Source organism: Halanaerobium sp. MA284_MarDTE_T2 (assembly GCF_003337245.1).
Classification (GTDB): Bacteria; Bacillota; Halanaerobiia; order Halanaerobiales; family Halanaerobiaceae; genus QPJE01.
The window spans coordinates 1-26,609 of sequence record NZ_QPJE01000027.1 but is presented as its reverse complement, the minus strand read 5'-3'; the positions used below and the strand labels follow the sequence as shown (position 1 = coordinate 26,609).

Sequence of the window (26,609 nt, the reverse complement as noted above, 5' to 3'; positions counted from 1 at the left end):
TGCAGCAGCAGTAGCAGAGGCAGCTGTAAAGTCCGGTGTAGCAAGGATAGAGTTAAGCTATGAGGAGGCTTATAAAATGGCCGAAGAAAAACTGGGGAGAGAGTAATATGGAAGTAAAAATACCTTATGGTAAAAACGAATATGTTCCTGTTGATATTCCCGAAAAAAATTTAATCGGTGTCTTTGATGTAGAAGAAAAAGAAAAAATAGAAGATACAGCTGGCGCCGTTAAAAAAGTACTGGAGAATCCTGTTAAAGCTGATTCACTTAAAAAACTTGCAGAAGGTAGAAAAAATGCAGTTATAGCAATAACAGATCACTCCAGACCAAACATTGAAAAAATAGCACTACCTATAATTGTAGAAATGTTAAATGAAGCAGGTCTGGAAAATGATAATATTACTGTTATGATTGGTCCAGGCTCTCACAGACCTGCCTATGAAGAAGAAGTTAAAGATAAACTGGGTTCAGTATATGAAAAAGTAAATTATGTCTGCCACAGCGCTTTTGATAGTGAGATGGTTGATTTAGGAGAAACTTCTTTTGGTCATCCTGTAAAAATCAACAAACAATTTTACGAAGCAGATTTAAAAATTGCGCTTGGTACTGTTTTACCACATCCATTTGCCGGATTTAGTGGTGGAGGAAAAATGGTTTCTGTTGGAGTAGCAAGTGATGAGACCATTAGTTCCACCCATAGACCTGTAATAGTTGACAATCCTCAGGCAAGCTTTGGAATAGTGGAAGACAATCCATTTTATCTTTCAAGTCTTGAAATGGCAGAAATGGCAGAAGTCGATTTTCTGATAAATGGAGTTATGAACGAAGAAGAAGAACTATTTTATGTGCAGGCTGGAAAAGTTGAAGAAGCACACAGAGATATAGTTGCTTATGTTAGAGATATGTTTGAAGTAAAAGTTCCGGAAAAAGCAGATGTCTTAGTTGTTGCAAGTGGATATCCAAAAGACTCTAATCTTTATCATGTTTCAGCCATGGGGGTATGTGCAGTTGCCGGTTCAGCAGTAAAATACCCATGTGTTGATAAAGGTGCCAGATTAATTATGGTTTCACCAATGGAAGACGGAATTTACAATCATGTATTTTATGATACTCTGGCTAAATATGAGTCTCCAGAAGAGGTTGTAAATGTCGTAGGAGCTTTTGAGGAATTTGAACCTGGTCACCATAGAGCTTATGGGGTTGCACAGGTTCTTTCAGACCATGAAGTAGTTATGGCTCAGTCATATTTAGAAAAAGATGTTTTCGAAAAAATTCATATGAGTTATGCAGATACAGCTCAAAAAGCGGTAGATCAGGCACTGGCCGATTTTGGAGAAGATGCAAGGATTGCTGTGATGCAGTATTCACATAGAATGATAGTTAAATATGATCCGGAGGTGAAATAGTTGGAAGATCTAAGAAGTCAAAAACACATGGAAGGTATAACGGGGGCTTATGCCAGAGCCATGTATAGAACAATGGGATATACAGATGAAGATCTCAAAAAACCTCAAATAGCTATAGTTAATTCATTTAGTGAAAGTAATCCAGCTCATTACCATCTCAGAGATTTAGCTAAATTTGTAAGGGAGGGTATTTATGCGGCTGGAGGAATGCCGGTTGAATTTAATACCATTGCTCCCTGTGATGCTGTTGCTCAGGGTAAAGGTATGCACTATATTCTGCCTTCCAGAGATATCATTGCAGCTTCAATAGAGCTAATGGTTCAGGCATCACAGTATGATGGGTTAGTTATGCTCTGTTCCTGTGATAAAATAGTGCCTGGTATGCTGATGGCAGCAGCCAGACTTGATCTTCCGACTGCATTTTTAACAGGTGGTGTAATGCTCCCTCGCGAGATAGGTGGAGAAGAGCTTGTTACCTGTGATATAAAAGAAGCAATGGGGAGAGTTAAATCTGGTGAAATAACCGAAGAAGAATTTTATGAAATAGAATCGACTACCTGTGCTACAGTTGGCACATGTTCTATGATGGGAACAGCAATGACAATGAGTACATTTGTTGAAGCTTTAGGGCTTTCTATTCCTGGTTCTTCTACAATGCTTGCCGTTGATTCTCAGCGGATGCATAAAGCAAAAGAGACAGGTAAACTGGCAGTAGATCTGGTAAAAAATAATATTACAGCCAGAGAAATGATCAATGAGGAAACTATTAAAAATCTGGTAAGATATTTAATGGCTGTAGGTGGATCAACCAATGCAATTTTACATCTGCAGGCAATTGCTTCTGAGTTTGGTTATGAACTGCCATTAAAATTATTTGATGAGTACAGTCAGACCACACCACTGCTGGCAAAGTTTAAGCCGGCTTCCAGGTTCCATATGAGTGATTATCACAAAGCAGGTGGAGTTTATGGAGTTCTTAAAGCACTTTCACCACAGTTATATACAGATTTTAGAACTATAACCGGTGAAAAAATGAGTGATCTTCTTGAAAATGTAGAGTTTACTCCTAATGAAGTAATTAAATCTCCTGAAAATCCGCTGGCAGAAAAAGGTGGACTTGCCGTTCTGCACGGTAATCTTGCTCCTAAAGGATCGATTGTAAAAGAAAGTGGAGTGGATGAAGAAATGCTGGTTCACAGAGGACCGGCTGTTACAGCAGATTCGGAAGAAGAAGTTAGAGAGCTTCTGCTTTCCGGTAAAGTTAAGCCTGGTGATGTACTTGTAATCCGCTATGAAGGACCAGCTGGTGGCCCGGGAATGAGAGAACTATCACTCCCTGCTGCAATACTAGTAGGGATGGGATTGGGCAAATCTGTTGCAATGATTACAGATGCCCGGTATTCTGGAGCAACACGAGGTCCCTGTATTGGTCATGTTTCTCCAGAAGCTGCAGCAGGTGGAAATATTGCTTTTATTAAAGATGGTGATATGATAGAAATTAATATTCCTGAACGAAAGCTTGAACTGAAGGTCTCTGATGAAGAACTTCAAAAGCGCAGGGAAAACTGGGAGAAAGTTCCGATGAAAGTAGCTGACAACAGTTTCCTTAGAACTTATGCCAAAATGGTAAGTGATGCTGGTGAAGGTGCAGTATTCAAATATAGGGAGAAGTGATCAAAATTAGTGAAATAAATATCCTCAAAATAAGTAAGAAAGATAATGTGGCAGTACTTCTTTCTGATGCAACTGAAGGTGACTATTATATTTATAATGACAAAAAATATGAACTTAATGAAGATATAAAGTTTGGACATAAAGTAGCACTTAATGATATAAAAAAAGATGAAAAAATAATTAAATATGGTGAAGTTATTGCATATGCAAAAGAGGACATACCTGCCGGAAGCTGGATTCATAACCACAATATAGTATCAGACCGCGGCAGATTAAAAGCAGGTGATGATAGATGAAATTTATGGGTTACAGACGAGAAGATGGTACTGCAGGTGTAAGAAATTTTCTGGCAGTAATTCCATCAGTTTTCTGTGCAAATAAAGCTGCAGAACAGATTGCAGCAAATATAGATAATGCTGTAAGTCTAACTCATTCTGTTGGCTGCAGTCAGGTGGGTGAAGATCTGGAGCAGACAGCAAGAACACTTAAAAATCTTGCCACACATCCCAATATAGGTGGAGTTTTAATTGTTGGACTGGGATGTGAAAGATTTACTCCTCAGGAATTTTACGATACAGTAAAAGCTAGCGGAAAACCTGTAGAAAAAGTTGTTATTCAGGAAGAAGGAGATTCAATAAAAGCTGTCAAAGCTGGTACAGAAAAGCTGTATCAATTGAATGAAATAGTTAATTCCTATCAGAGAGTAGAAATTGATGTGTCTGAACTAATAATCGGTTTAGAATGTGGTGGAACTGATGCCACTTCAGGTATAGCTGCAAATCCGGCCATAGGAAAAACATCTGATATTTTAATAGGTGAAGGAGGTTCTTCAGTATTTAGTGAGACAACTGAACTTTTGGGTGCTGAACACATTTTAAAGCGCCGCTGTGTAAATGACGAAGTCGCAGACAAAATGCTGAACTCTGTTGAAAGAACAGAGGGAGAACTTGCAAGAGCGACTGCTTCAGAAAAATATCGGCACCGTTCTGCACTTATCTCTACTGGTAATTTTGATGGAGGAGTCAGTACAGTGGTAGAAAAAGCACTGGGTAATATTCACAAAACTGGATCTGCACCTATAACAGGTGCAGTAAGATATGCAGAAAAACTGCAGGCAAAAGGGCTTAATTTTATGGATACTCCCGGCCAGGATGGAGAATCCACCACAGGTCTGGCTGCAGGTGGTGCTCAGATTGTTCTCTTTACAACAGGTAGAGGGACACCTACAGGATTTCCAACTGTACCTGTGATAAAAATAACAGGAAATGATGATACCTATCAAAAAATGAAGTTTAATCTTGATGTTAATGCTGGGAAAGTTATTCTAGGTGAAGAAGATATTGATTCAATGGGTAAAATAATATTTGATTATATGCTGGAAGTTGCTTCAGGTAAAAAAACAAAAGCTGAAGTTCTCGGTCATGATGAACTATTCAATATACCCAGAGTTTTAAATTACTGTGGAAATTAATATCTAAATTAAAGTGGATGGGAGTTGTATTTATACTCCATCCACTTTTCCTGTTTGCAAATTTAATTTTACATAAGATGTTTTTTTGTATATTATTAAATGGTACTGGATGATTTTATCCTAGCAGCTGATTTTAAATCAGGGGGTGGGGATAAACCGATCTGTTTAATTTTATTTTGGATGGACATATTAAAATAGAAGGTGGTTTTTTTGAATATAATTGGATTGATAATTGCTTTTTCTGCAGCAGTTTTTTTGATTTTTAAAGATTATAATATGGGGCTATCTCTTTTTACTGGGGCGGTAATACTTAATTTTTTTAGTGGTTTTGGTTTTGTTAATTTGTTTGAAAATATAATATTAACTCTGCAGGATCCGACTACAATACAGCTCATGCTTGTTGTAACACTTATAAGTGGATTGGGTTATTTAATGGATCTGACAGGAGATATGAAAAGAATGATAGATGCCTGTATTAATATCTTTAAAGATGGAAAGATCTTAAGCATGATTCTGCCGGCACTGATTGGTACATTATCTGCTCCAGGAGGAGCAATTCTTTCTGCACCGATGATAAATGAAAGTGGAGATAAAATCGGTCTGGATAAAAATAGAAAAACAGCGATTAATCTTTTTTTTCGCCATATTGGATATTTTATCTACCCATTATATTCCTCTATTATTGTCGCCAGCAGTATGTTAAATAGGAGTGCAGCATCGATAATAAAATATAATGCTGTAATAATGTTATCCGGTATAATAATTGCTTATTTTGTATTTTTTAGAAATTTAGAATCTGAAAAAAAACATAAAAACAGAAGCAGCTTTACAGAAAATATATATAATTTCGGCAGGGCTTTTTTCCCGATTTTTATAATACTATTTCTTGCATTAGTAATGAAAGTATATTTTCCCCTTGCTGCTTTAATAGGTATAGTAACTGCAGTTTTTAATAAGTGGCCGGAAGAGGAGAAAGTTAAGATTTTTAAAAATAGATTTTATAAATTTTTTACAAAAGGTATAAAATATAATTTAACTTTAATTATATTTGGAGTAATGGTATTTAAAACAACTTTAGAAAAATCAGGAGTAATTAATATAATAGCAGATGTTCTGACAGGACTGGGCCTGCCTCTTTTTTTAGTAATAATTGTCCTTGGATTTATTTCAGGATATATAACCGGAGTACATATGGCAGCTACAGGTATCTTACTGGCAATATTTATACCTCTTTTCCCTGCAGGTGTTGAAGGACCATATGTTTCACTGCTTTTAACTTCAATAATAATTGGCTACCTTGTTTCTCCACTGCACTTATGTCTGGCATTAACTACAGAATACTTTTCTTCTGAAATAGCAGAGGTATATCGGCTGCTTTTTCTGCCATTGACAGGAATGACTCTGGCAGGAGTTATTCAGATTATGATTTTTGCATAAACTTATTTCAAAAGGAGGATATTTAATGACAAAAAAAGTTCTTGTTACAAAATATTTAAAAGGTTCAGCTCTGAATGATTTAAAAAGAGAAATGGAAGTTATTATGCCTGATGAGGGTGAGGGTTATTCCAAAAAAGAACTAAAAGAACATTTGAATAATGTTGATGCTGTTCTTGTATCTAGAGCTGTAATAACAGAAGATCTGCTGGATGAAACTGAAAGATTAAAATTGATATGTGTACATGGAGTAGGATATGATAATGTAGATGTTAAAGCTGCCAGAAGACGAGGGATTGCCGTTGCCAACCTGCCGGATGTATTATCTTATGTAACTGCAGAATTTGCGTTTGCCCTTATGATATCTTTGAGCAGGCGTGTTGTTGAAGCAGATCATTATGCTCGAAACCATAATGATCACAACTGGCATCCGTATTTACTTTTAAGCAGAGAACTTAGAGGAAAAAAACTGGGTATCTTTGGGCTTGGTAATATTGGGATGGAATTTGCAGAGATGGCCCGTGCTTTTAAAATGGATATATATTATCACAACAGGACTAAAAATAAGGAACAGGATATTGCAAAATATTTAAGCAAGGAAGAACTTTTAAAAACTGCAGATTATATATCATTACATATTCCTTTAAATGAAAGTACAGAAAATTTTTTGTCTCACAAAGAATTTGCCCTTATGAAAGAAGATGTATATATAATAAATACTGCTCGCGGTCCGATTATTAACAAAGATGCACTGCTTTCTGCATTAAAAAATGATAAAATTGCCGGTGCTGCCCTGGATGTTCATTATAGTGAACCATATATTGAAGATGATTTTAAAGATTTTTCGAATGTAATATTAACTCCACATATAGGAACAACCACTTTAGAAACTCGGGAAAAAATGCTCCATAAAGCTGTGGAGACAATAACCAGTTTTTTTTCAGGTAAAAAGCTGGATAATCTACTTTAGTTTGTTTATATATAATAAATATTTTCAAAGAAGTATATTATGGTTTTCCCACAAAAAGGTTATTTGCGTCTCTAACTCATTAAAATTGCACCACAGGCACTCTGTATTTAAATAATTCGCACAGGCACTGTTTAAGGTTGCACCACAGGCACTCTGTATTTAAATAATTCGTACAAGCACTGTTTAAGGTAGATTAACGAAAAGGCCTAATGTTCCGCGAACACCCTTTTTGTGGACACATCATATTATAACTTAAAGTTCTGCTCCGGTTAATTTAATTATTTGTGGAGCAATTAATATAAAACTTATAAATAAGAGGTGTTTATAATGTCCGAAATACTGGTAGAAGAATATAGAGGTAAACTTTTGGAAAACATTCATAGAGGAGATATTGCTGTCTGTTCAGCAGAAAAGAAGGTTACAGCTTTTTGTGGAGATACTGCTAAAGATGTATATTACAGGTCTGCAGCTAAACCTCTACAGGTGCTGCCTGTTATTACAAGTGGTGCAGCAGATAAATATGGTTTTACAGATAAAGAAATTGCTCTGATGTCTGCTTCACACAGTGGAGAGGAATTTCATATTGAAATCTTAAAAAATATTCTTTCTAAAATGAATCTAACAGTTGATGATCTAAGATGTGGCAGTCATCCTCCCTTCAGCCGCAGTGCTAGAAAACACCTGCGTGAGAACGATTTACCTATTACTCAGGCACATAATGCCTGTTCAGGTAAACATTCTGCTCAGCTGGCTCTGGCTAAATTTTATGGATGGGATATGGATACATATTATAAAAAAGAACATCCCGTACAGCAGCTTCTCTTAAAAACAATTTCTGAAGTGGCTGACTATCCAGAAGAGAAAATTTATCAGGGAATAGATGGCTGTGGTGTGGTAGTATTTGGCCTACCGTTAAAAAATATTGCTTATTCTTATTTTCTGCTGGAAAACACTGAATTTCTAGATAAAAAATACAGAAAAGCAGCAGACAGGATAGTTCGTGTTATGAAGGAATATCCAGCTGTTATAGCAGGTACAGATCGTTTTGGAACATTATTGTGTCAAACCCTATCCAAAAATATACTTGCTAAATCTGGGGCAGATGGTGTATTTGCACTTGCTTTTGATGATAAAGGAATTGCGGTTAAAATTGAAGATGGAAAATTGCCTGCTGCATATCCGGTTGTGATAGATATATTAAAAAAATATGATGTTATAACTGATGAAGAAATAGAGAAGCTTGATAAATATTATAGACCTGTTATTAAAGATCACAATGGTCGTAAAGCTGGCTATATAAGAGCCAATTTTGCATTGACAGCAAACAAATAGAAAACAGGTGGACACATCATATATAATTTATTTTTATGTAAAAAAGAAAATTTAAAAAAATCAGAAAAAAATAAAAAAATCAGGCAGGAATTTGACTTTTCTTATAGAAATTAATAATTGGTTGAACCATTAATCCAATATTTTGTTTTATGAGAGGGGGGATATAATTGGCATTTAAAGTATTGGTGACGAAATATATTCCTGAAAAAGGGCTGAAAGAATTAAAAAAACACTGTCAAATTATTATGCCACAAAAAGGCGAAGAATTTGACGACAAATATATTATGGGAATTGCTGCAGAAGTAGATGCTATTATTGCAGTTAGATTTAATGTTAGTACGGAATTTATTAATAAAGCTAAAAATCTCAAAGTTATTAGTGTTTATGGAGTTGGAGTTGATAATGTAGATTTAGAAAAAGCTTCAGAGAAAGGTATTATAGTTACTAATTTGCCTGAAGTAGTAACAGAAGCAACTGCTGAACTGGCTTTTGGTTTAATGTTAGCCTTGAGCAGAAGAATTGTCGAGGCAGATTATTATTTAAGAAATAAAAATGATAAAAACTGGCACCCTTTTTTACTTCTCAGCAATGAACTATATGATAAAAATCTTGGTATTATAGGTTTTGGTAGAATTGGTCGTGCTGTCGCCAGAAGAGCTTTAGCTTTTGGTATGAAAGTATATTTTTATGACAAAGCTTATACAAAAGATGATAAATTTAATATGGATGTTCAATACTCTTCTTTTTCTAATATATTAGAAAATATGGACTATATAACTCTCCATGTTCCCCATATTAAATCAACACATCATTTGATTTCCAAATATGAATTTCAAATAATGAAAAATTCCTCTTTTTTAATTAATGCTTCCCGGGGACCAGTAGTTGATCAGAAAGAATTAATCAGTGCTTTAAAAAATAAAGAAATTGCTGGTGCTGCTCTTGATGTTTTTGAGAATGAACCGGAAGTTCCTCAAGAATTAACTGTTTTTAAGAATGTTGTTCTCACTCCACATTTAGGGACAACTACTATTGAAACAAAAACCAAAATGGCTTTTGAAGCTGCTAATAAAATTATTCAATTTATTAATGGAGGGACACCCACAAATATTGTGAATCAATAATATCATCAAATATTTAATATTCAAAAAATAAAAAAGATTTGATTTTTAAGCTTGAATTATGTAAAATGTACTTAATAGTATTAATAATGGTTGAACCAATGTACCTCTGATTATTTAAAATTATCAAACTATTATACCTTTTGAGAATAGTTTGCTGTGAGAAAGGAGAAGATTGATGAAAACAATTTTAGTTGATATGGATCTTTGTGTCGGCTGCAGGACATGTGAACTGCAGTGTGCAATCGAGAGAGTTTCAAAATCCAAAGAATTTGTTAAAGCTGCATTAGAAAATCCAGCACCCAAACCCCGCATAGATGTACAGACCAATGGGGTAGAAAATCTGCCCATACAGTGCAGGCAGTGTGATGACATGCCCTGTTATTATGCATGTCCTTCAGGAGCTATTTATGTAGATGAAGAAACAGAAAAAGTAGTAATAGATCATGAAAAATGTATAGGCTGCTGGATGTGTGTAATGGTATGTCCTTTTGCAGCTGTAAATGTTCATGATGGACTTGCTGATAAATGTGATCAGTGTATTTTTATGGATAACCCAGTATGTGTAGATTCCTGTCCAACAGGTGCACTAAAATATGTTGAAAGTGAAGATGAGTCTCGAGAGATAAAGGTTAATAGATCAAATAATAACTTTGATGATTATATTAAAGGGAGGTCAAATAAATAATGTTGAAAGCAAAAAAGAGATCACTAGATCCAATGGCCGATGAATTACTAGTAAAAGCGGCAAATGATAATACAAAATTAAGCTGGGATATGCATGAAGAAAATCTCCCCCACTGTGGTTTTGGAGAAATGGGACTCTGCTGTACTAAATGTATGCAGGGGCCATGCAGAATAGATCCTTTTGGAAATAATGCAGATAGAGGAAGCTGTGGTAGAGATGCTGCTGTAATTGCAGCAGAAAATCTTTCACTCCAATTTCTTTCTGGATTGAGTTCAGCATCTGAAGAGCTTAAAGATGTTGAAATTTTAAAAGAATCGCAGAATTTGCACAGCTATTTAAATGGCGGCATGAATTTAGATGCTGAAGAAGTTCTTCAGAAAACATTTGATCATGTAGAAAAAGTTTATTCAAAACTTGATTTAAGCAGTGAAAATAATATAATCACCAATAAATTTGATTTAAACAAGAAAAAAGTAGTCATTTCTGGTAAAATTTCTGATCAGACAGTAAATATGCTGAAAGAGCAGGAAGATGTTGAAGTATATTCTCTTTTGAATGAGTATTATTATGAAGACGTAAAGCCTCTTACCAATTACGGGAGCCAGGAATTTATAGTAATGAGTGGATTTCCAGACCTGATTGTATTTGGATCAGGCTGTGCTAAGCCGTCACTGCTGGAGCTTGCAGATAAATATGATGTTGATTATGTCTACGAATCTGATTTAAGTGAATTTGATTTAAATGATGTTGAAAGCAGTGGATACATGGAAATAGATTATCTTGATTTTGATTTAAAGAATGATTATGAAGATAAACTTTCTGAAGCTGACAAAATTGCATTAGTAGCAGGCTGCAACAATGTAAAGTATTCTCAGGATAACAGGCTAAAAAAGCTTACAGAACATCTTCTTAACTCAGGTTATACTGTACTGACCAGTGGATGTGCAGCGATGGGTTTAAATAAATATTTTTCAGAAGATGACGAAATTTATTACTTAGGCAGCTGTAATAATACTACTGCTTTCGGTGAAATTGCAGAAAAATATGCTGATAGTAAAAAAGTTGTAGCTGTATTTCCAGAATTGAGTCAGATGAAAGCATTTAGTCAGGCAGCATATCTTGCTAAAAAAAGTGTAAAAACATATGTTATGTCAAAAAGCTTTATACCACCTTATCCTGAATTTAAAGATATAATTAATAATACAAATCCAGCCTTAAGAATAAAGACAGAAGGATATAAGTTAGAACAGATTAGCGGTATTTTAGACTAATATGGGGGTTATAAAAATGAAATACTTAATAATAGGCTGTGGACCTGCAGGTATGCATGCAGCATATAAGTTAGATGAATTAGATAAAAATGCAGAAATAACCCTGATTAATTCTGAATCCAATCTTCCCTATTCAAGAATACTAATAACATTTTTGTTAGAAAAAAAAGTTGAAGAAGAAGATCTATTTATCTTTTCTGAAGAGTTTTTGCAAAAAGATAATATAAACTATTATCAGAATAAAAGTGTGGAAGAAATAGATTCTGATAATAAAAAGGTTAAATTAAATGATGGAACAGCTCTTAATTATGACAAACTTTTGATTGCTGCTGGTGGAGATCCCAAGCGTCCATCTGTAAAAGGGATTGAATCAGACAGAATATTTACCATAAGAACAATAGATGACATAAAAACTGTAAAAGCAAAAATGGAAACTGCAGAAAAATGTGCTGTGTTAGGTGGAGGACTTGTAAGTTTAAAAATGGCACAGGCTTTAAAAAGGCAGGGAATTGGTATAAAAGTTCTTATCCGGTCACCAAGGGTTTTATCACAGGTTTTAGATGAAGAATCTGCAGTATTGATAGCAGATCATTTAGAAGAAAATGGTATAGAACTCTTAACCGGAACTCAAATTGAAGAAATAGTTGAGGAAAAGAAAGGTCTTGTATTTAATACTAACAAAGGCAAAATAAGTTCTGACTTCGCGGTTATTGGAAAAGGAGTTAGTCCTAATATGGACTTTTTGGACAAGACATCTGTTAAAACAGACTGGGGAATATTATCAGATGAATATCTTCAGACTGAAGAAAAAGATATTTTTGCAGCAGGTGATGTTGTCGAGAATTATAATATTGCTCAGGATAGTATTCAGCTCAATTCTATCTGGCCGGATGCAGTTCTGCAGGGTATAACAGCAGCAGAAAATATGGCCGGTAAATTTAAAAAATATCCAGGAAATATTAATATGAATGCTGTAGACATATTTTCTCTTCCACTTATTGCAATGGGGAGAGTTAAAGATGTAGAAAATTTAGAAACAGTAAAATATGAAAATAAAGCTGAAAAGAAGTTTGTAAAATTGTTTTTCAATAATGATTTATTGGTTGGTGCAGTTCTGATTAATGATGTAGAAAATGCCGGTTTTTATAAACAGTTAATTGCTAAAAGAAAAATCATTAAAGATAGAGAGACATTGTTAAATAAAAATAACTTACTGGCAAATTATATATTTTGGAAAGAGGTGACTGAATGAAAATCTATGAAAATTTGTGTGTGGGCTGTGGAAGATGTCACCCATACTGTCCAGCACAGGCAATATATTTTACAGATGGAATAAGTAAAGTGGCACAGGATTTATGTTTTGAATGTGGTGCATGCCTCCGTTCACAGGTATGTCCGGTAGATGCAATTTATGAGTCAGAAGATGTTTACGATTATCCCAGATCTGTAAGGAAATTCTTTAGTGACCCAACCACTACTCATAAAGAGACAAATATGCCCGGACGTGGTACAGAAGAAGTTAAAACAAATGATGTAACAGGACGAACTGCTAAAGGTGAGCTTAGTATTGGAATCGAGGTAGGACGCCCAACTGTCGGTACGAGGATTTTTGAAGTGGAGAAAATAACAAAAGCTCTTGCCGAAGCTGGATTTAATGATTTTGAAGAAAAAAATCCTGTTTCTGGACTTATGAAAAATAAAGAAAAAGGAATTCTTAAAGAAGAAGTTTTACATGAAAGAGTATTATCTGCAATTGTAGAATTTACTATAAAAGAAGAAGAACTGGAGAGTTGTTTGGAAGTGATTGAAAAAGCAGCTGCAGAAATTGATACTGTATTTACAATGGATCTAATCAGCTGTTATGATAAAGGAATGAAAATAAGAGTACAGGATATTATTGATAAATCTAATTTTACCCCGAGGCCAAATGCCAAAATAAATATAGGGATCGGCAGATTGAATGATGAGGAGGCTTAAAACTTATGACACATACGTTACACCGTGAAGGTTCTGTAGAAAGTCTGCAGGATGATCTGCTGTTGCTGATTACTCCTGCTATAACATACAATGATAAGGGTGCAGCTGAAAAAATTAAAAAAATGATTGATATTGTTTTTGATGTAGGTCCAACAAATTACGGGTGTTATGAACTTGGTATGAATATTTTATCTGGAGTAGAAGTGGATGTTATAAAAGAAGAAACTAAAGATAATTCCCGTATAAGATGTGTATTTAGTGATAAAGAAAAGTTTAAAGATGTTTTAAGAAGAATAATAGAAGCTGATTTAGGCCTCTCAGTTACAGTCAGTGGACTTCAGTCTATTGTAAAAGAGGTTCTTGATGAAATGGAGATAGATCCTCACTCAGTTAACCTGGCTATGGGAACACATGGAGCAACAGAGAAATTACCTGATGAAAATTTTAGAAAGATTACAACTATGTGTGGTCATGCTATGGTAGCTCCTGGTTTGGTAGAGGATATGATAGTTAAAGTAAAAAAAGGGCAGTTAACCATTGATGAAGCTGCTGTAGAAATTGCTAAACCATGTATATGTGGAGTTTTTAATCATGAAAGAGCAGCACTGCTTTTAAAAGAAATTATGCCGCTCTATGTAATAACCGATTAATTAGAATATTTTGAAAGGGGGAATTACTGCGGGAAAATAGTACAGGTGAAAATAGAATAAAATTATTTGAATCACAAAAAACCAAGGAGGTAATTTATTTTGAAAAAAATCCTAGTGTTAAGTTTATTAGCGATCTTTTTGTTAAGTCTTACAAGTATGGGTGTGGCGGCTTATCCGGAAGAAGAAATTGAATGGGTTCTCTGGTCAAGTCCTGGTGGAGGGACTGATACTACAGCAAGAACAGCTGGTATTCCACTGAGAAAAGATATGGGAGTACCGCTTGTAATAAGGAATATGTCTGGTGGTAGTGGTGCTAGAGCTATGGAATATGTACAGGAGCAGAAAGCAGATGGGTATACCTGGCTTTTCATTACAAATACTCTAATTACAACTACAGAAAGAGGATTAGTTGATTATACTTATGAAGACTGGGAGCCTGTTTTTATGCTGAATCATGATCCACAGACAATTGCTGTAAGTGCAGATAGTGGTATAAAATCATTTGAAGATTTAGTTGAACTTGGTAAAGAGAGAAAACTTAAGTGGGGATTAACTCATCTTGGTGGAAATGATCATGTAGCTATAAATACAGTGGCAGAAGCAGTTGGTGTAGGATATGACCCGATTGTATATAATAGTGGAGCAGAAGTTATGGTTGGAGCTTTAGGTGGTTCCATTGATGTGTTTATTTCTAATCCATCTGAAATAATGGGACAGGTTGAAGCTGGTAAAATAAACATTATTGCTTCAATGAGTGAAAAGAGATTAAGTATTTTACCTGATACTCCAACATTGAAAGAATTAGGATATGATATTCAGTTTGGTACCTGGAGAGGTGTAGCAGTTAAAGCAGGGACCGATCCAGAAGTTGTGAATAAAATAGAATCAATGCTAGCAGAAGCTGCTGACTCTGAAATTTACAGAGAATTCCTTAAAGATAATGGAATGGATTATAATGTAAAAAATGCAGAAGAGTTTGACAAATTCATCCAGAAGCAGTGGAGTGTTTTCTCAGAAGGTCTAAAGAAAGTTGGACTATAAACTAACATTAATCTGGAGGGGAGATTTTCTCCCCTCTCTTTAAAAAGGAGGTCCATTAGAAAAATGAAAAAAAATCCAACTTTTATTACAGCAGTAATTATGATTTTAATTGCAACATTATTATTTATATCGACTTATTCTATACAGGTATCTGGTGAACAGGGTAACAGACTAGGGCCAAGATTTTTTCCTCGGTTAATGCTGGGATTAATTATATTTTTTAATTTAGTACTGGCATATCAATCATATAGATATCCAGAAGAACAAAAAAAAGTTAAACCTATACCAAAAGATAAACAGAATAGATTTATTGGGACAGCAGTTTTAGGTGTTTTGACCGGGTTCTCTTTTAATTATTTAGGTGGTTTTACAGCTATTTTTCTTTTTGTATTATTATTTTTAATCATTTGGAATCAAAAAAGGATAAAAGTTTTAGTTTTAACACCAATTTTAGTGACAGCAGGAGCTTACTTATTATTTCATGAGCTTCTTTCAGTTAGAATGCCTAAAGGTATAATCGATGCTCTATTTTTATAAGGAGGTGGTATCTTGTTAAATTCAATAATGATCGGATTAAGTGCTATTTTTGAACCAATGAATTTTTTAGCTGTTTTGGCCGGAGTTGTTTCCGGTATGACAATAGGAGCTTTACCAGGTTTATCTGCTACAATGGGAGCTGCCTTAATTGTGCCGTTCACATTTTTTATGGAACCTATACCCGCAATTGCAATGTTAAGTGCCCTATATTGTGGTGCCACATATGGTGGGTCAATTTCTGCAATACTTGTTAACACACCAGGAACACCAGCTGCTGCGGTTACTACTCTGGATGGGTATGAACTTTCTAAACAGGGTCATGCCGGTAAAGCACTTGGAACTGCAGTAATTGCGTCTGGACTTGGAGGAATATTTAGTGTTGTAATTTTAATTTTTGTTGCTCCTCAGGTTGCCGAAATAGCTCTAAAATTTGCTGATCCAGAATATTTTAGCCTGGCAATTTTTGGTGTTAGTATGGTAGCAAATATATCTTCTGATAATGAACTAAAAAATATAATTGGTGGAATGATAGGTATCTTTTTAGCAACTGTAGGAATGGATTCACTTACAGGATTTCCAAGATTTACATTTGGTTTTAGCAGTTTAACTTCTGGAATAGATTTTATTCCCGTGATGATTGGATTATTTGCTTTTGCAGAGGTTTTACGCCAGGCACAGACATATATTAAGAGTGAGACTAATACAGAAATCGCTGGTCTATTACCAAGCTTTAAAGAATTATGGCCATTAAAATGGAGTATGCTTCGTTCAGCAGTTATTGGTACTTTTGTTGGAATTCTGCCAGCTGAAGGAGGAACTGTTGCTTCTTTTATTGGTTATAATGAAGCAAAAAGGTGGTCAAAACATCCAGAAAAATTTGGTACAGGTTTATTAGAAGGAGTAGCTGCACCTGAAACAGCAAATAATGCTGCTACTGGTGGAGCAATGGTCCCTACTTTAACTTTAGGTATACCTGGCAGTTCAACAACTGCAGTTATACTTGGGGGATTAATGATACAGGGGTTACAGCCTGGCCCACTTCTGTTTGCGACTCAGCCTAAATTTGTTTATTCTATTTTTGTAGCAATGGGTCTTGCAAATATATTATTTTTAATAGTAGGTTTAGGAGGAGCAAAAGTTTTTGCTCAGGTAACAAAAATACCAATTTATATATTAAATCCAATTGTTATGGTTTTATGTATTATTGGTTCTTATTCACTAGGGAATAATGTTGCTGATGTGTGGATTATGATTATAACAGGATTGATAGGATTTGTTATTAAAAAAGTTGGATTTTCTCCAGCACCAATTGTTCTAGGATTAGTATTAGGAAGTTTAGTAGAGGTGTCTTTCAGGAGAGCTATGACAATTTATGACCATAATTATTTAATATTTTTTCAGAGACCATTTTCAGCTATTTTCCTTAGTCTAGCTTTACTATCAATTTTATGGCCATTTATTACTAAAACAATTAAACACCGCCGCCAGTCACAGCAAGGTAATTAAAGGGAGGTTTTTTAATGAGAGGTAAAGAAGTATTGATGATGCAAAATGCAGAAAAAATTATTTACACATGTGCAGCTGTAAAAAAAGGAGAAAAAGTTTTAATTATTACTGACCCTGAAAGACTTGATATAGCTAAGATTTTAACTGGTGTAATGCTTAATAGAGATATTGAGCCTGTCACAGCGGTTATGATGCCGAATGAATTTGATGGACAGGAGCCGCCATCTATGATTTTTCATGCTATGTTAGATGCAGATGTGATAATAATGCCAACGGCAAAATCTATTGCCCATTCTGAAGCAGTTCATAAAGCTTTAGATGATGGTGCAAGAGTTTTAGCGATGTCTGCCTTTGTGGAAGAGCAGATGTATGAAGGAGGAATAAATGCAGATTTTGTTAAAGAAAGGCCTGTGTGCTTGAGATTTGGTGAATATTTCACAAATTCAGATACTATTCATATTACTTCTCCTGCAGGAACAGATTTTACAGCTTCACTTAAAGGTAGGAAAGGTAATTCACATGCGTGTATAGTAGATGAACCAGGTATGTATTCATCCTTAACAAATATTGAAGCAAATATTTCACCAGCAGAACACAGTGCAGATGGAACTATTGTAGTTGATGGAGCAGTTTCTAATTTTGGTATCGGAGTTGTTGATGCTCCTATAATAATGGAGATTGAAAATGGTGCTATTCAAAGTATTTCCGGAGGGAAAGATGCTAAGTTTTTAGATGATCTTCTTAAAACTATTGGTGATGAAGGAGCATTAAATATAGCTCAAATTGCTATTGGGCTTAACCCATTAATAAAAGATTTCAATGGTATTATGCTTAATGATCATGGAGTTTATGGTAGTTCACATATCGGTATTGGCACAAGTCATAATTTAGGTGGCGATGTAAAAGCAGATATACACTATGATGTAATGATGGCAAATCCAACCATTAAATTTGATGGTCAGATCGTAATCGAAGAAGGTAATGTTATAGGATAAAATATTGATGGAAGGGGAGAATTCATGATGGCAGATAAAATTGGAATAATAGGATTTGGAGAAGCAGGGCAGGCAGTTGCTGGTGGGTTTACAGAAGAAGGAAATTCGGTTGCTGCTTATGATCTTCAATATAATAAATATTTAGAAAGAGCGGAAGAACTTCAGGTTAATTTGTTTGACAATAAAGATGAGTTCCTAAAAAATGTTAATATATTATTTTCTCTTGTTCCCTGTTCAGTTTCTCTGGCAGTTGCAGAAGAATTTATACCATTGCTGGACAGCAGGAAAATATTTATTGAGCTTTCAGCTAGTTTTCCGGATGATATGGAAAAGGCATCTCAAATTGCAGACAATAATGGGATTGATTTTATTGATGGTGCTATCATGGGTTCTGTTATTAATTTTAAACATAAAGTTCCGATTTTTTTGAGCGGTAAAAAAAGCGTGGAAATTAGTAAAGATTTAAAAAAGATGGGTATGAATATTGAAGTTATTGGTGATAAAGCAGGACAGGCATCTGCATCTAAATTGTGCCGAAGTATATACACTAAAGGAACAGAGGCTCTACTTGTAGAATTGTTAAAAGTTACTGAACATTTTGATATAACAGACACTGTTTTGAACTCTATTGATAAAACCTGGTATTTAAATGGCTTTCGTGCAGAGGCGGAAAGATTATTTAAATCTACTGAAAAACATATTGAAAGAAAACATGCTGAGGTTGTTAATGTTGTAAAAATGATTAAGGATATTGGTGTTGAGGCATATATGTCTCAAGCAGCCGAAACTGTTTTAAATCAAAAAAAGGATAATTTGACTAAATAAAAATTAGATAATATAATTAATTACTGGTAGAACCAGTTATTAATTATGGAGTGATAAAATTGAATTTAAAACCCGTTAAAAAAGAACGGATATCAGATCAGATAATTGATCAGATATTCAAATTAATAGTATCAGGCAATTTAAAACCGGGAGATAAAATACCTTCTGAGAGAAAGATGACTGAATTATTTGATGTAAGCAGAAACAGCATCCGGGAAGCGATTAAACTGCTTGAAATGCTTGGATTTCTTGTCTCTAAAAGAGGAGATGGAACATATATAGCCGATATGTCTTCAGATGTATTTGAAGGATATATAAACAAACATAATATAAGTAATGACAACCTCAATGCTTCAGAGGTGGTAGAGGCAAGAATGGCAATAGAACCTTCTATTGCTAAACTGGCAGCTGAAAGAAGAACTGAAAAACAACTCAATATGCTGGAAAATATTGTTGATGAAATAGAAAATAACAGTAAGAGTAAAAATAATGAGGCGGATCTCTATTTTCATCGTATGCTGGCCAAAGCTTCTCAAAATAAAGTTCTTGAGGAAACTCTGAATTTTCTTATAGATTATACTTCTGAAGTTTCTAAAAAAAGTCGTGAGATTAATGAAACTTTTTTTCCTCTTAGAATTCGAAAAAAAGTAGAAGAACACAGAACAATCCTGGAAGCAATTAAGAATCAGGACAGCAAAAAAGCATCTGTTTTGATGTACAGGCACCTAAAAAATGTTAAGATTAAGCTGGAAAGGCTAAGCAGTGAATAAAACAGCGGAAAATATATCTAATAATACTAAACTCCCCTTTAAAGGGGAGTTTTAAGTTTTACTCTATATAATCAGAAAATGTCTTTTTCAGCAGTATAGAAATATAACCTTTAGTATTTCTATCTTCATTTTGGTAACTTTTTTGCAGCTGTATAAGAGAATAATAAAAATCATAATCAAAAGATTCTTCTGTCTGAAAATGTTCTGCCATAACTTTCAAAAAAGCTTCTTCAGCTTTTTCAAAATCACCTATTATGTCAATACATTCCCTTACAATCTGCTTGTTATCTTTATAAATTTTACCCTGTGCTGTTTTTAACCACTCTAGTCTTACTCCCAATTCTCTGGAGATACTGTGCAGAAGATGTTCGGTTGGATTTGTCCTTCCACTTTCCACTAAAGCAATTGTAGACCGGCCTACACCAATTTTTTCTGCCAGCTGTTGTTGTGTCAAATTATACTCTTTTCTAAGCTTCTTAATATTTTTCACAACAGTTTTTCTGTCCATTATTATTCCCCGTTTCCATGTTGAAATTTTAATTTGAACAATTCTTGACAATGTTTATAAAAAACAATATAATTATAATTGAAATAAAATTATAATTATATAAAACATATATTTTTTAAAAAATCAAGAAAGGAGGATAGAGGTAAAAAAGCATTAAAATTCTTAATTTTAAAATACAGCAGTACTTTCTTCTAAATACTTTGTCTTCTAAATACTTTACTATATTAAATTATATCATAATAAATATTTATTGTAAATTTTACGGACTGACGGTGATTATCGTAATATTTAATTTTATTATTTGTATTTATAGTTTAATTTTAAATATGTTGGGGGGGTATTACCTTGTCTAAAGATAGACTTTCTAAAGAGGCAGTTCCTCATTATAAACCAGGTGATAAAATATACAAGCTTTTTAATCACAAAAAAGTAATTATAGATGGTAATCAGGATACATTTGTTATAAATATTGATAAAAATGAAAACTGATTTCAGGTCGGTCTTTCCGGCCTCAATCCTTATTCTCAGGTTTAAATAAATGTTTGGTTTAGAAGAATTAAATATTGATTTTAAATGATAATTATATTTGCAAAAAATATATTTTTATTTATAATACAATTTGTGATTTATTTCTCAAAATTATTAATTACATAATAAAATTAAAGAGGAGAGATTTCTATGGCTTTTTTTCAGTATGTTAACAGTATTCTTTGGGGTCCAGTAATGATGGTTTTACTTCTGGGGACAGGTATTTTATTTACTTTAAAGTTAAGATTTATTCAGGTTAGAAGACTAAAAGATTCGTTTAAAGAAACTTTTGGAAAAATGTTTGATAAATCTATCACAGCAGATGAAACCGGGATTTCTTCATTTCAGGCACTTGCAACTGCTATAGCTGCTCAGGTTGGCACTGGTAATTTAGTTGGGGTTTCAACTGCAATAGCAGCCGGAGGGCCTGGTGCAATATTCTGGATGTGGATCAGTGGTGTCTTTGGTATGGGTACAATTTTTGCAGAAGCTGTTTTAGGGCAGGAATATAAAGAAGAAGTTGGTGGTGAAATGACAGGAGGACCAGCTTTTTACATAAGAAATGGTTTGGGAAGTAAATTTATGGCTGGACTTTTTGCTGTTTCAATTGTTCTGGCTCTTGGAATAGTCGGCAATATGGTTCAATCCAACTCGATCGCCACAGCTGTTTCAGAGGCATTTGGTATATCTACTCTTATTGTTGGTGTTGTTGTAGCATTACTTGTTGGTCTAGTTGTAATAGGAGGCCTGCAGAGAATAGCAAATATTACAGAAATGGTAGTTCCATTTATGGCTGTAATGTATTTTCTGGCGAGTTTTGTTGTTATATTTATAAATTTTGAGAGCATTATTCCATCATTAAAAATGATATTTTATGGTGCATTTAACCCAACTGCCGCTACTGGTGGAGTAATAGGTGTATCAATGAAACAGGCATTCCGCTATGGTATTGCCAGAGGTTTGTTTTCTAATGAAGCTGGTATGGGTTCAACACCTCATGCACATGCAGTAGCTAAGGTGAACCATCCTGCACAACAGGGACTTGTAGCTATTTTTGGAGTCTTTTTTGATACTTTTGTGGTATGTACAATGACAGCCATGGTTATAATTACCAGTGGAGTTTTTAAAACTGAAGCACTTCGCGGAGCAGCAATGACACAGGCAGGTTTTGCTCAGTCGTTAGGTGGACTGGGAGAAAAGTTTGTAGCAATAGGTCTTTTCTTTTTTGCGTTTACAACAATTATCAGCTGGTATTATTTTGGAGAGGTAAATATAAAATATTTATTTGGAAAATCCCGGATCAAAATTTATCGATGGGTTGTAGTAATTTGTATTATTCTGGGTGCTACAATGAAGGTTCCTGTTATCTGGGAAATGGCAGATACATTTAATGGTATTATGGTAATTCCTAATGTCATTGCCCTGCTTGGTATGTCATCACTGGTTAGCAAGATATATGATGATTATGAAAATAATTTTTTAAAGAACAAAGATTCAGAATATGAGAACACTAGTATGCCGAGAGAAAAAGTGAATTAATATTTAGTTTAAATTAGGAATATAGAAAAATGTAGTACAGTAAAAGCTTCCTTAAGATTCACATATTAAAAATTTTAATATCCCTAAATCTTTCTTTTCTGTAACATGATCTAAAAAATGAGGGAATTCTTTTTATGTGAATGCTTGCACACAATAAAAAATTATTGTATAATAATATAAAATATATCTGAACAGATGGGATTTATATTCCTGACTGTGAGGATTATAAAAGCATTGTTTTTCCTCAGTTTAAAGGAAAACCTGAGAATAAGGGAAAAGAACTAGAAATGGAAAAATCCCTGTCTTTACTGCGGCAGGGATTTTGCAGTTGTTTAAGTATACAATTTCATAAATTTTTTGCCTTGAGCCTGCGAAAGGAATGGTTATAATTATGATTAAAAGAATTGGAGTTATTGGCATTGTGGTAGAAAACAGAAAAGAAATCAGTGACAAATTAAATAAAATTTTAAGCAGTTATGGTGATATTATAATCGGAAGAATGGGTATACCATCAAAAGAATATGGCTTATCAATAATATCATTAATAGTTGAAGGAACTTCAGATGATATTGGTGCAATAACAGGAAAATTAGGCAGTCTTAAAGGGGTAAATTTAAAATCAGCACTTACATCAGTAAAAATTAATGATAAAGTTAATTCTGATAAAACAGGAGAGAACTAAATATGAATTCAACTTCTAAAGGAGAAAGGCCTCATATAGCTGTATTTGGTCGGAGAAATGTTGGTAAATCTACTTTTATTAATAGATTAACAAATCAGAATCTATCACTTGTGTCAGATCAGCCTGGAACCACAACAGATCCAGTATATAAAGCGATGGAACTTCATCCTGTTGGTCCTGCTGTAATAATTGATACAGCTGGTATAGATGATACAGGTGAGCTTGGGGAAAAAAGAATAGAAAAAACTCGAGAAGTTTTGCGAAGAACTGATGCAGCGGTGCTTGTAATTTCTGCTGTAGAGGATGCTGGAGATTATGAAAATAATCTTATAAATGAATTTAAAAAAAGAAGTATTCCATTTATTGTGGCTGTAAATAAAATAGATTTGCTGGATAATATATCTGATAATAAAATAACTGAAGTTAATTTTTTAAAAAATAAAACAATGATAGAAAAAAAATCAATAGGAATATTTCTGCAGAACTGTAAGACAGATTATGTGTTTATTAGTGCAGAAAAAGGAAAAAATATAGATAAGGCAAGAGGGCTAATTGCAGATAAATTACCTGATGAAGACGAAAGTAAAAACACTATTATAGGTGACCTGATTGATCCAGGTGACCTTGTTGTTTTAGTAACTCCTATTGACAGTGCTGCACCCAAAGGTAGACTAATACTTCCACAGGTGCAGACCATAAGAGATATAATTGACCACAATGGAACAGCAGTGGTGAGCAAAAAAGAAAAAATTAAATCGGAAATAGATAAACTCAAGCAGAAACCTAAAATAGTTGTAACAGATTCTCAGGTATTTGGGGTGGTTTCTAAATTTGTACCTGATGATATTCTTTTAACAGGATTTTCTGTGCTTTTTGCCAGATACAAAGGAGATCTTAATATTTTTGTTCGCGGAGCAAAAGCTATGTCAGAACTCCAGACTGGGGATAAAGTTTTGATTGCAGAAGCCTGCACCCACCGCAGACAGCATGATGATATTGGAACAGTAAAAATCCCCAACTGGATTCACAAAAAAATATCTGCTGATATTACGTTTGATCATACTGCGGGAAGAGATTTTCCTGTCAATCTAGATCAATATAAATTGATACTTCACTGTGGCGGATGTATGTTAAATAGAAAAGAAGTTATAAGCAGAATTACAGAAGCAGAAGAAGCAGGAATACCGGTCATAAATTACGGTATGGCAATTGCCTGGCTGCATGGTATACTTGATAGGGCATTAAAACCTTTTCCAGCTGCTTTAAAGCTGTGGAATGATTCTAGAAAAAAATGAATTTATTTATAATAATTATTATTTAGAGATGACTAATTTGACAGTTTTAATTTTATTTTGATTTTGGGGAAGATATTTGTTTGGGCTCCGCAAAATATTTAGAGGAGATGATAATTATGAAGGCAGAAATTTACCACCTTTACCACAGTTCGGCAGCAGTAAAATTAAAAAATGACCTATTTATTTTTGATTATTATAAAGATGATTTAAGAGGGGAAAATTTAAATCTTAAAGATGGCGTAATAACTAAAAATAGTTTTGATAATATAGATAGAGCTTTTGTTTTTGTTTCCCACCGGCATCATGATCACTATAATAAAGTTATATATAAATGGCAGCAGTACCTAGATAAAATATACTATATTATTAGTGATGATGTTGAACTCGATTTTACACAGGAAAATATAATTATGGTTTCTAAAGATCAGACATTAACTGTTTCAGATATAAAAATAAAAACCTTTGGCAGTACAGATGAAGGAGTTTCTTTTTTGGTTAAAACACCAGATATAAATATTTTTCATGCTGGTGATTTGAATTGGTGGAAGTGGAAAAAGTTTAGTCCGCGTGTACAGAAAAGAGAGGAAAGAAATTATAAAAATGAAATAAAAAAAATAGCTGGTGAAAATATAGATATAGCATTTGTACCGGTTGATCCTCGTTTGGAGGAAAACTATTATCTGGCCGGCAAGTATTTTATTGAAGAAATAAAGCCAAAGATATTTATACCAATTCATTTTTCAGATAATTACAGTATAACTGAAAAATTCAAGAAGAAGATGAATGGAAGTGCAAGTGATGTAAAAGAGGTAAAATTTCGCGGTGAAAATATAATTTTTGAAAAATTTTAAAAAAGTAAAAATAATTTTAATGATCTATAAAAATAATATAACCGATGTTATATTGTAAAATAAATATTAAAACCCCAATTATTAAAATTGGGGTTTTTTTAAAATGATATATTTTTAAAATGACCAGCGGCTATTTTGAGTTATATATTATTCAGTAAAGGCATTATCTGTTGTCCACTGTTTGTATATTTTGCCAACTGCATCAGGGCCAGGACTTAAAGTAGGTTTACCCGGCTGCCAGCCTGAAGGAGTAACCTGATTTCCGTCAGTTTCTCTTACCAGCTGGAATGCTTTAAGCTGTCTAATAAGTTCTTCAACATTTCTTCCAACAGGAGGTGTTAGTACTTCCATAGCCTGTAGAACACCATCTGGGTCAATAATAAATCTGCCGCGCACGTCTACTCCAGATTCTTCATCATATACGCCATATTTTTTACCAATTTTTCCAGCTGAATCTGAAAGCATTGGATAAGGTATACCACCTTTAACCATTTTGGAAAGTTCAGTTTCATCCCAGATCTTATGGCTGTGCACACTATTAGTACTTACAGAAAGGACTTCTACATCCAGTTCTTTTAATTCATCATACTTGACGGCAACTGCCGACAGTTCAGTAGGTCATACAAATGTGAAGTCGCCGGGATAGAAACAAACTACCCTCCACTGTCCATCATAATCAGATAACTTAACATTTTTAAATTTGCCTTTGTGATAAGCACTTGCTTCAAAATCAGGTGCTTTTTGTCCAACTCTTATCATAAATAAATACCTCCTATGTAATTAATATTGTTATTTTTATTATAACAGAAAGGAAGATTTTTATCAATAGTAATTACTATTATTATTTATTTTTTTAGAGATTATTATTGTTTTTATAATAATCAACATCTGTATAAAAATATACCCAGAATTTAATTTTATTATAGAGGTGTATGTGGTTAATTAGATGAAAATAAAAAACTCATTTTTAAAAACTTGCAAATAGCCATATAATAATATATAATGATTAAAATTAATATTAAAATTCTTTGAACAGGAGAGTAAAAAATAGATTGGATAAGCGAGTTGAGATTTGGTGAGAGCTCAGCCAATATTTATTTTTGAAGCGCACCTGGGAGATTTTTTTCTGAATGAAAGTAGGAAGAAACGTAATAAATGCGTTAAATGTTTAAGTGGGTAGATATGAATTAATATATCTGCCAATCAGAGTGGTACCACGGAATTAACCTGTCTCTATCAAGGAGGCGGGTTTTTTTATTTATAAAGCAGCTATTTTTTTGAAGGAGGAATGATAATTATGAAGATTAGGAAACGGCGACGATATATAACATATTATTAAATATAATTTGTATAATAAATTTTTAGATATATAGAGAATTTATTTTTGGCTGTGATAGAAGTTATAGTCTGCTAGCAAACCTCGTGGGCTTGCCCCGAGAAAAGAGCAGACGGTTTTGAATTTCAATTATTATGTTTAGCTAATAATAATTTTGCAAAAAGGAGAACGTTTGTTTGCATAAGCTTCCTATTTAGGGTAT

The 26,609-nt window shown here is 33.8% G+C and carries 25 protein-coding genes, 1 pseudogene and 1 other annotated feature; of the genes and pseudogenes, 24 read left to right on the top strand and 2 right to left on the bottom strand.

Translation table 11 applies throughout. The features are described from left to right. Positions 1 to 107 precede the first annotated feature (107 nt). From larA to DFR78_RS09890, 19 genes are all read left to right on the top strand, one after another. Positions 108 to 1,406, top strand: a complete 1,299-nt coding sequence (larA, locus tag DFR78_RS09980; protein ID WP_158531760.1) for a nickel-dependent lactate racemase — start codon at positions 108 to 110, stop codon at positions 1,404 to 1,406. After that, a complete protein-coding gene (gene ilvD / locus DFR78_RS09975) occupies positions 1,407 to 3,080 on the top strand; it encodes a dihydroxy-acid dehydratase (RefSeq protein ID WP_114458699.1) in 1,674 nt (557 codons plus the stop codon). Continuing rightward, entirely contained in the window at positions 3,077 to 3,376 is a 300-nt protein-coding gene (locus DFR78_RS09970; RefSeq protein WP_114458698.1) for a UxaA family hydrolase, read from the top strand. The genes ilvD and DFR78_RS09970 overlap by 4 nt, the downstream gene beginning before the upstream one ends. Then, positions 3,373 to 4,551: a UxaA family hydrolase gene (locus DFR78_RS09965; RefSeq protein WP_114458697.1), complete on the top strand. Its 1,179-nt coding sequence runs from the start codon at positions 3,373 to 3,375 to the stop codon at positions 4,549 to 4,551. The genes DFR78_RS09970 and DFR78_RS09965 overlap by 4 nt, the downstream gene beginning before the upstream one ends. Before the next feature lie 210 nt (positions 4,552 to 4,761). Continuing rightward, positions 4,762 to 5,988, top strand: coding sequence for a DUF401 family protein (locus tag DFR78_RS09960; protein ID WP_158531759.1), 1,227 nt, complete (start codon positions 4,762 to 4,764; stop codon positions 5,986 to 5,988). Between the two features lie 25 nt (positions 5,989 to 6,013). Further along, positions 6,014 to 6,955: a D-glycerate dehydrogenase gene (locus DFR78_RS09955; RefSeq protein ID WP_114458695.1), complete on the top strand. Its 942-nt coding sequence runs from the start codon at positions 6,014 to 6,016 to the stop codon at positions 6,953 to 6,955. 327 nt (positions 6,956 to 7,282) lie between these two features. Continuing rightward, the gene (locus DFR78_RS09950) at positions 7,283 to 8,287 is read left to right on the top strand and encodes an asparaginase (protein ID WP_114458694.1); all 1,005 of its coding nucleotides are present in this window, start codon (positions 7,283 to 7,285) and stop codon (positions 8,285 to 8,287) included. A 167-nt stretch (positions 8,288 to 8,454) separates the two neighbouring features. After that, positions 8,455 to 9,411: an NAD(P)-dependent oxidoreductase gene (locus tag DFR78_RS09945; RefSeq protein WP_114458693.1), complete on the top strand. Its 957-nt coding sequence runs from the start codon at positions 8,455 to 8,457 to the stop codon at positions 9,409 to 9,411. Positions 9,412 to 9,586: 175 nt separating this feature from the next. Beyond that, positions 9,587 to 10,096: a 4Fe-4S dicluster domain-containing protein gene (locus DFR78_RS09940; RefSeq protein WP_114458692.1), complete on the top strand. Its 510-nt coding sequence runs from the start codon at positions 9,587 to 9,589 to the stop codon at positions 10,094 to 10,096. After that, positions 10,096 to 11,367, top strand: a complete 1,272-nt coding sequence (locus DFR78_RS09935; RefSeq protein ID WP_114458691.1) for a hypothetical protein — start codon at positions 10,096 to 10,098, stop codon at positions 11,365 to 11,367. Before DFR78_RS09940 ends, DFR78_RS09935 begins: the two co-directional genes overlap by 1 nt. 16 nt (positions 11,368 to 11,383) lie before the next feature. Then, on the top strand, positions 11,384 to 12,619 hold the full coding sequence (locus DFR78_RS09930) for an NAD(P)/FAD-dependent oxidoreductase (RefSeq protein WP_158531758.1): 1,236 nt from the start codon (positions 11,384 to 11,386) through the stop codon (positions 12,617 to 12,619). Then, on the top strand, positions 12,616 to 13,344 hold the full coding sequence (locus DFR78_RS09925; RefSeq protein WP_114458689.1) for a DUF362 domain-containing protein: 729 nt from the start codon (positions 12,616 to 12,618) through the stop codon (positions 13,342 to 13,344). The genes DFR78_RS09930 and DFR78_RS09925 overlap by 4 nt, the downstream gene beginning before the upstream one ends. A gap of 5 nt (positions 13,345 to 13,349) precedes the next feature. Continuing rightward, a complete protein-coding gene (locus DFR78_RS09920; protein WP_114458688.1) occupies positions 13,350 to 13,994 on the top strand; it encodes a hypothetical protein in 645 nt (214 codons plus the stop codon). A 99-nt stretch (positions 13,995 to 14,093) separates the two neighbouring features. Continuing rightward, positions 14,094 to 15,035, top strand: a complete 942-nt coding sequence (locus DFR78_RS09915; RefSeq protein ID WP_114458687.1) for a tripartite tricarboxylate transporter substrate binding protein — start codon at positions 14,094 to 14,096, stop codon at positions 15,033 to 15,035. Positions 15,036 to 15,098: 63 nt separating this feature from the next. Further along, positions 15,099 to 15,572: a tripartite tricarboxylate transporter TctB family protein gene (locus tag DFR78_RS09910; RefSeq protein WP_114458686.1), complete on the top strand. Its 474-nt coding sequence runs from the start codon at positions 15,099 to 15,101 to the stop codon at positions 15,570 to 15,572. A 12-nt stretch (positions 15,573 to 15,584) separates the two neighbouring features. Next, positions 15,585 to 17,078 carry a tripartite tricarboxylate transporter permease gene (locus DFR78_RS09905; RefSeq protein WP_233487040.1) on the top strand — a complete coding sequence of 498 codons (1,494 nt, stop codon included), beginning with the start codon at positions 15,585 to 15,587 and terminating at the stop codon, positions 17,076 to 17,078. A gap of 14 nt (positions 17,079 to 17,092) precedes the next feature. Then, a complete protein-coding gene (locus DFR78_RS09900; RefSeq protein ID WP_114458685.1) occupies positions 17,093 to 18,073 on the top strand; it encodes an aminopeptidase in 981 nt (326 codons plus the stop codon). Between the two features lie 27 nt (positions 18,074 to 18,100). Beyond that, on the top strand, positions 18,101 to 18,898 hold the full coding sequence (locus DFR78_RS09895; protein ID WP_158531757.1) for an NAD(P)-binding domain-containing protein: 798 nt from the start codon (positions 18,101 to 18,103) through the stop codon (positions 18,896 to 18,898). 59 nt (positions 18,899 to 18,957) lie between these two features. Beyond that, a complete protein-coding gene (locus DFR78_RS09890) occupies positions 18,958 to 19,668 on the top strand; it encodes a FadR/GntR family transcriptional regulator (RefSeq protein ID WP_147267768.1) in 711 nt (236 codons plus the stop codon). A gap of 58 nt (positions 19,669 to 19,726) precedes the next feature. Here the strand turns inward: DFR78_RS09890 and DFR78_RS09885 are convergent, their stop codons facing one another. Beyond that, positions 19,727 to 20,176 (bottom strand): helix-turn-helix transcriptional regulator, encoded by a 450-nt coding sequence (locus DFR78_RS09885; protein ID WP_114458682.1) that lies wholly within the window; start codon positions 20,174 to 20,176, stop codon positions 19,727 to 19,729. Between the two features lie 345 nt (positions 20,177 to 20,521). Between DFR78_RS09885 and DFR78_RS12050 the strand changes: the two genes are divergently transcribed. The 5 genes from DFR78_RS12050 to DFR78_RS09865 all read left to right on the top strand — a co-directional run bounded on the left by DFR78_RS12050 (position 20,522) and on the right by DFR78_RS09865 (position 25,071). After that, positions 20,522 to 20,665, top strand: coding sequence for a hypothetical protein (locus DFR78_RS12050; protein WP_199505607.1), 144 nt, complete (start codon positions 20,522 to 20,524; stop codon positions 20,663 to 20,665). A 189-nt stretch (positions 20,666 to 20,854) separates the two neighbouring features. Beyond that, on the top strand, positions 20,855 to 22,243 hold the full coding sequence (locus tag DFR78_RS09880; protein ID WP_114458681.1) for a sodium:alanine symporter family protein: 1,389 nt from the start codon (positions 20,855 to 20,857) through the stop codon (positions 22,241 to 22,243). A gap of 391 nt (positions 22,244 to 22,634) precedes the next feature. Beyond that, the gene (locus DFR78_RS09875; protein WP_114458680.1) at positions 22,635 to 22,925 is read left to right on the top strand and encodes a TM1266 family iron-only hydrogenase system putative regulator; all 291 of its coding nucleotides are present in this window, start codon (positions 22,635 to 22,637) and stop codon (positions 22,923 to 22,925) included. A 2-nt stretch (positions 22,926 to 22,927) separates the two neighbouring features. Continuing rightward, complete coding sequence (gene hydF / locus DFR78_RS09870) at positions 22,928 to 24,220, top strand: [FeFe] hydrogenase H-cluster maturation GTPase HydF (RefSeq protein WP_114458679.1); 1,293 nt, start codon at positions 22,928 to 22,930, stop codon at positions 24,218 to 24,220. 116 nt (positions 24,221 to 24,336) lie between these two features. Further along, positions 24,337 to 25,071 carry an MBL fold metallo-hydrolase gene (locus tag DFR78_RS09865; RefSeq protein ID WP_114458678.1) on the top strand — a complete coding sequence of 245 codons (735 nt, stop codon included), beginning with the start codon at positions 24,337 to 24,339 and terminating at the stop codon, positions 25,069 to 25,071. A gap of 147 nt (positions 25,072 to 25,218) precedes the next feature. Here DFR78_RS09865 and prxU read toward each other — a convergent pair. After that, a pseudogene (gene prxU / locus DFR78_RS12185) lies at positions 25,219 to 25,830 on the bottom strand (thioredoxin-dependent peroxiredoxin); the annotation flags it as partial. 260 nt (positions 25,831 to 26,090) lie between these two features. Then, positions 26,091 to 26,309, top strand: a binding site (T-box leader). The last annotated feature ends 300 nt before the right edge of the window (positions 26,310 to 26,609 follow it).

Coding starts and splice junctions, on each gene's coding strand:
- larA (WP_158531760.1), top strand. CDS start 108: ATGGAAGTAAAAATACCTTATGGTAAAAACGAATATGTTCCTGTTGAT.
- DFR78_RS09965 (WP_114458697.1), top strand. CDS start 3,373: ATGAAATTTATGGGTTACAGACGAGAAGATGGTACTGCAGGTGTAAGA.
- DFR78_RS09955 (WP_114458695.1), top strand. CDS start 6,014: ATGACAAAAAAAGTTCTTGTTACAAAATATTTAAAAGGTTCAGCTCTG.
- DFR78_RS09950 (WP_114458694.1), top strand. CDS start 7,283: ATGTCCGAAATACTGGTAGAAGAATATAGAGGTAAACTTTTGGAAAAC.
- DFR78_RS09940 (WP_114458692.1), top strand. CDS start 9,587: ATGAAAACAATTTTAGTTGATATGGATCTTTGTGTCGGCTGCAGGACA.
- DFR78_RS09935 (WP_114458691.1), top strand. CDS start 10,096: ATGTTGAAAGCAAAAAAGAGATCACTAGATCCAATGGCCGATGAATTA.
- DFR78_RS09930 (WP_158531758.1), top strand. CDS start 11,384: ATGAAATACTTAATAATAGGCTGTGGACCTGCAGGTATGCATGCAGCA.
- DFR78_RS09925 (WP_114458689.1), top strand. CDS start 12,616: ATGAAAATCTATGAAAATTTGTGTGTGGGCTGTGGAAGATGTCACCCA.
- DFR78_RS09920 (WP_114458688.1), top strand. CDS start 13,350: ATGACACATACGTTACACCGTGAAGGTTCTGTAGAAAGTCTGCAGGAT.
- DFR78_RS09910 (WP_114458686.1), top strand. CDS start 15,099: ATGAAAAAAAATCCAACTTTTATTACAGCAGTAATTATGATTTTAATT.
- DFR78_RS09900 (WP_114458685.1), top strand. CDS start 17,093: ATGAGAGGTAAAGAAGTATTGATGATGCAAAATGCAGAAAAAATTATT.
- DFR78_RS09895 (WP_158531757.1), top strand. CDS start 18,101: ATGGCAGATAAAATTGGAATAATAGGATTTGGAGAAGCAGGGCAGGCA.
- DFR78_RS09885 (WP_114458682.1), bottom strand. CDS start 20,176: ATGGACAGAAAAACTGTTGTGAAAAATATTAAGAAGCTTAGAAAAGAG.
- DFR78_RS09880 (WP_114458681.1), top strand. CDS start 20,855: ATGGCTTTTTTTCAGTATGTTAACAGTATTCTTTGGGGTCCAGTAATG.
- DFR78_RS09875 (WP_114458680.1), top strand. CDS start 22,635: ATGATTAAAAGAATTGGAGTTATTGGCATTGTGGTAGAAAACAGAAAA.
- hydF (WP_114458679.1), top strand. CDS start 22,928: ATGAATTCAACTTCTAAAGGAGAAAGGCCTCATATAGCTGTATTTGGT.
- DFR78_RS09865 (WP_114458678.1), top strand. CDS start 24,337: ATGAAGGCAGAAATTTACCACCTTTACCACAGTTCGGCAGCAGTAAAA.